Genomic DNA, 3,421 nt, shown 5'->3' with positions numbered 1-3,421 from the left:
CTGGTCTGACGGCGCTTACTGCTGAATTCACTGTCGGCGAAGGTAAGTTGATGACTCATGATGAACCCTGTTCCATGGCTCCAGATGACAAACATGATCTCATATCAGGGACTTGTTCGCACCTTCCTTAGAGAAATTTGCTCAGCTTGTTGATTATCATATGGCTTTTGAAACTGTCGCACCTCATGTTTGAATTCGCCCCATATTTTTGCTACAGTGAACCAAATTAAGATCATCTATTTACTAGGCCTCGCATTTGCGGGGTTTTTAATGCTGAATAAAAGGAAAACTTGATGGAATTGCCCAATATTATGCACCCGGTCGCGAAGCTGAGCACCGCATTAGCCGCTGCATTGATGCTGAGCGGGTGCATGCCCGGTGAAATCCGCCCGACGATTGGCCAGCAAATGGAAACTGGCGACCAACGGTTTGGCGATCTGGTTTTCCGCCAGCTCGCACCGAATGTCTGGCAGCACACTTCCTATCTCGACATGCCGGGTTTCGGGGCAGTCGCTTCCAACGGTTTGATCGTCAGGGATGGCGGCCGCGTGCTGTTGGTCGATACCGCCTGGACCGATGACCAGACCGCCCAGATCCTCAACTGGATCAAGCAGGAGATCAACCTGCCGGTCGCGCTGGCGGTGGTGACTCACGCGCATCAGGACAAGATGGGCGGTATGGACGCGCTGCATGCGGCGGGGATTGCGACTTATGCCAATGCGTTGTCGAACCAGCTTGCCCCGCAAGAGGGGCTGGTTGCGGCGCAACACAGCCTGACTTTCGCCGCCAATGGCTGGGTCGAACCAGCAACCGCGCCCAACTTTGGCCCGCTCAAGGTATTTTACCCCGGCCCCGGCCACACCAGTGACAATATCACCGTTGGGATCGACGGCACCGACATCGCTTTTGGTGGCTGCCTGATCAAGGACAGCAAGGCCAAGTCGCTCGGCAATCTCGGTGATGCCGACACTGAGCACTACGCCGCGTCAGCGCGCGCGTTTGGTGCGGCGTTCCCCAAGGCCAGCATGATCGTGATGAGCCATTCCGCCCCCGATAGCCGCGCCGCAATCACTCATACGGCCCGCATGGCCGACAAGCTGCGCTGAGCCATGGCTGACCACGTCACCCCCAATCTGCCATCGCGCGATTTCGATGTGACAGAGGCGTTTTATGCGAAGCTGGGCTTTGCGACGAGTTGGAAGGATCGCGGCTGGATGATCCTGCAGCGCGGCGGTTTGCAGCTCGAATTCTTCCCCTATCCTGACCTCGACCCAGCTACGAGCTCGTTCGGCTGTTGCCTGCGGTTGGATGATCTCGATGCCATGGTGGCATTGGTGAACGCGGCGGGAGCCGAGGAAAAAAGCACCGGCTGGCCGCGCTTCAAAGCTCCGCAACTGGAGGCGAGCGGCCTGAGGATCGGCTACCTGATCGATCCCGACTGCACGCTGGTGCGGCTGATCCAGAACCCCGACTGACCGCATGCCCGCGAAAATCAAGATTTGCGGGATCAGCACACCCGAGGCGCTCGATGCGACCATCGCGGCGCGGGCGGACTATGCCGGGTTGGTGTTCTATCCAGCGTCGCCCCGTGCGGTTACGTCGAATGTCGCGGGCGCTTTGACATCGCGCGCAGCTGGCCAGATCGCCATGGTCGGTTTGTTCGTCGATGCGGATGATGCTGTCATCGCCGACGCACTGGTGGCAGCCAAGCTGAACGCGCTGCAGCTGCACGGTTCGGAATCGCCCGAACGCGTGGCCCAGTTGCGCGCGCGGTTTGGCAAGCCGGTGTGGAAGGCGCTGCCCGTCGCCAGCGCCAGCGATGTCGCACGCGCCGCAGCCTATGCCGGGGCGGCGGACTTGATCTTGTTCGACGCCAAGACCCCCAAAGGCGCGCTGCCCGGCGGCATGGGGTTGGCGTTCGACTGGTCGCTGCTGGCCGGATATCGCGGTGCCTTGCCGTGGGGGCTGGCAGGCGGGCTAAATCCGACGAATGTTGCCGAGGCGATTGCGCGCACCGGAGCGCCGCTGGTCGATACCTCCAGCGGCGTCGAAAGCGCGCCGGGCGTCAAGGATACCGACAAGATTACCAATTTCGCCTTTGCGGTGCGCTTGGCCTAAATCGCGTCGATCAATAGGCGTCGTTCAGCGCAAAGATCGGCTTGCGGGTGCGCCACTGCCCTCGGGTGAAGTCGGGAAAATCTAACGTGCGATTGCCCTCAGCAATCGATTGTTCCGACAGAGGCGTGATCGCGCTCCAGGCCAGCGCGTCGTAAATGTCGATTGGCATCGGGGCCTTGGCCTTCAGCGCCTCGACAAAAGCGTGGATCACGAACCAGTCCATCCCGCCATGCCCGGCCCCTGCCGCCAGATCGGCGTAGCGTTTCCATAGCGGGTGATCGTATTTCGCAAACCAGCCCTCGGCAGGCTCCCAGCGGTGCGGCTGTGGGCTCTTGCCCTCCAGATAGATCGACTTGTTGACGTCCATCCACAGCCCCTCGGTGCCTTGCACCCGAAAGCCGAGAGAATAGGGGCGCGGCAGCGAGGTGTCGTGGCACAGCATGATCGTTTCACCATTAGTGCAGCCGATCATGGTGTTGACCACATCACCCAGTGCGAATTTCACCTCGGCGTTGGGATGATCGGCAGAGCCGTTCTTGACGACATAATCATGCAGCCCGCGCGCCTTACAGCCGAAGCCGCCAGCGCCCGCTTCGCCCGGCAACGCGACCTTCAGGGTGCGGGTCTGCGGCGGGTAGCACACGCCGGCATCGGCGCAGCCCTGGTACTTCACGGTCAGGGTGGTCGCGCTCGCGCCGGCCGCGGGCGTGCCGGTGAGGGTGCCGAGCAATTCCTTGCGGTAGGTTTCGACGTCGCCGAAGAATTCGTCGCGGTAGGCCTTGCCCTTCGGCAGCGCCATGGTCGCGCCGGTGAAGGCGGCATCGGCCTTGACCGAGGTGCGGTGCCGGTACAGGTAATAGCCGTCGGCGATCCGCCAGCGCACCTCGATGCGGTCCGGCGCGGTGGCCTGCGCGGACAGGACGAAGACCTCGTCGACCGGCGGCAGTTCGAAGTCCTGGGCGACGGCCGAGGTCGCGGGCAGCGCAAGCAGCAGGGCGAGCCCGGCCAGCCAGCGGCGCAGGCGGATCGTGGATGCGGTCATTGGCTCAGTTTACCGGTCGGCTCTCGGCGGCCAGCCATTGCAGGTATTCGGGCAGGCCGGACGCGGCTTCGACCGCGAGCAGCTCCGGGAGTTCGTAGGGATGCAGTTGGCGCAGGCGTTCCTGCAGGGCGGGGGGCACTGTTGCAAATAGTCGGTGGTGATAAACTTATCATCCCCTTTTGCTGATGGAGCTGCACATGAACCCATTCAAAGGCCGGCATTTTCAGCGTGACATCATTCTGTGGGCCGTACGCTGGTACT

5 protein-coding genes are annotated in these 3,421 nt (G+C 61.7%); 3 read left to right on the top strand and 2 right to left on the bottom strand.

The features are described from left to right. Positions 1-293: 293 nt before the first annotated feature. Genes ACOTXC_RS22620 through ACOTXC_RS22610 form a run of 3 tightly spaced genes read left to right on the top strand, consistent with a single transcriptional unit; the run spans position 294 to position 2,118 of the window. Entirely contained in the window at positions 294-1,106 is an 813-nt protein-coding gene (locus tag ACOTXC_RS22620) for a subclass B1 metallo-beta-lactamase NDM-5 (RefSeq protein WP_023408309.1), read from the top strand. 3 nt (positions 1,107-1,109) lie between these two features. Beyond that, entirely contained in the window at positions 1,110-1,475 is a 366-nt protein-coding gene (gene ble / locus ACOTXC_RS22615; RefSeq protein WP_004201167.1) for a bleomycin binding protein Ble-MBL, read from the top strand. Between the two features lie 4 nt (positions 1,476-1,479). After that, the gene (locus tag ACOTXC_RS22610) at positions 1,480-2,118 is read left to right on the top strand and encodes a phosphoribosylanthranilate isomerase (protein ID WP_004201168.1); all 639 of its coding nucleotides are present in this window, start codon (positions 1,480-1,482) and stop codon (positions 2,116-2,118) included. A gap of 10 nt (positions 2,119-2,128) precedes the next feature. Here the strand turns inward: ACOTXC_RS22610 and ACOTXC_RS22605 are convergent, their stop codons facing one another. Both ACOTXC_RS22605 and cutA read right to left on the bottom strand, forming a co-directional pair. Continuing rightward, positions 2,129-3,160: a protein-disulfide reductase DsbD domain-containing protein gene (locus ACOTXC_RS22605; RefSeq protein ID WP_004201169.1), complete on the bottom strand. Its 1,032-nt coding sequence runs from the start codon at positions 3,158-3,160 to the stop codon at positions 2,129-2,131. 4 nt (positions 3,161-3,164) lie between these two features. Beyond that, complete coding sequence (gene cutA / locus ACOTXC_RS22600) at positions 3,165-3,299, bottom strand: divalent cation tolerance protein CutA (protein WP_023408307.1); 135 nt, start codon at positions 3,297-3,299, stop codon at positions 3,165-3,167. Positions 3,300-3,421 lie beyond the last annotated feature (122 nt).

Source organism: Enterobacter cloacae complex sp. IR5428, assembly GCF_049238585.1.
GTDB lineage: Bacteria > Pseudomonadota > Gammaproteobacteria > Enterobacterales > Enterobacteriaceae > Enterobacter > Enterobacter intestinihominis.
Note: the sequence above shows the minus strand (reverse complement) of the source record. Positions and strands in the feature narration are given on the sequence as shown.